Here is a 996-nt window from a genome sequence, read left to right on the forward strand (position 1 = left end):
GAGGCGCATCAGAAGGCAGATAACGCTTCCCTGGGTGACCTGCTCGGTGAGGTGACCCGAGACCTGTCCACGCTGATGCGCCAGGAAGTGGAACTCGCCAAGGCAGAGGCCAAACAATCGGCAACGAAGGCAGGCAAGGGCGCGGGCATGTTTGCCGGCGCCGGCGTGGCAGGGCACTTCGTCCTGCTCTTCCTGTCCCTGGCACTGATGTTCGCCCTGGGCGCCCTGATGCCGCTGGGCTGGGCAGCGGTGATCGTCGCCGTCATCTGGGGCATCATCGCCGCCGTCCTGGCCTCCATCGGCCGCAAGGAACTCAAGCAGATCAAGGGCCTGCCGCAGACAGGCGAAACACTTTCTGAAATTCCCCCAACCCTAAAACCAGGTGAGGTAAACCGATGAGCGATAACCCGGACGCAATCCGTGAAGACATAGAAGCAACCCGGGCACGCCTGGGCACCAACGTGGACGCGGTCGCGGACAAGGTCACCCCGTCCAACATCGTCAACCGCCAGACTGACAAGCTCAAAGGAGCCGTCAGCGGGGTGAAGGAGAAAGTCATGGGAGCAGCAGACACCGCCACCACCAAAGTCCACGACAAGACCTCCGCAGGGGCCGGGCACACCACCAACGCCCTGCACTCCACCGGCGACACGCTCCACGGTGCCAAGGACAACGTCGCAGCGAAGCTTTCCGATGCGGGCACCGCGATCTCCCAGGCACCTGACCAGGTCAAAGCACAGGCCCAGGGCAACCCCCTGGCCGCCGGGCTGATCGCGTTCGGCGCCGGGATGCTCCTCTCGTCCCTGATCCCCGCAAGCACCAAGGAACGCGAAGCGGCGGACCAGCTCAAGACTGCGGCGCAGCCGTTGGCCGGCAAGGTCACCGACGCCGCCAAAGAGGTAGTTCAAGACCTGAAGGAACCGGCCCAGGAAGCCGTCCAGAACGTCAAGGCCACCGCCACCGACGCAGCCCAAAACGTCAAGGCAGAAGGCCAAA

At 64.2% G+C, this 996-nt stretch carries 2 protein-coding genes; both read left to right on the forward strand.

Annotation, left to right across the window (positions count from 1 at the left end; translation table 11 throughout):
* The coding region (locus FDW84_RS18950; RefSeq protein ID WP_240721592.1) for a phage holin family protein at positions 1 to 399 on the forward strand (399 nt) is incomplete at its 5' end.
* The coding region (locus tag FDW84_RS18955) for a DUF3618 domain-containing protein (RefSeq protein WP_138611026.1) at positions 396 to 996 on the forward strand (601 nt) is incomplete at its 3' end. The genes FDW84_RS18950 and FDW84_RS18955, both read left to right, overlap by 4 nt.

Source organism: Pseudarthrobacter sp. NamE5, assembly GCF_005796225.1.
Classification (GTDB): Bacteria; Actinomycetota; Actinomycetes; order Actinomycetales; family Micrococcaceae; genus Arthrobacter.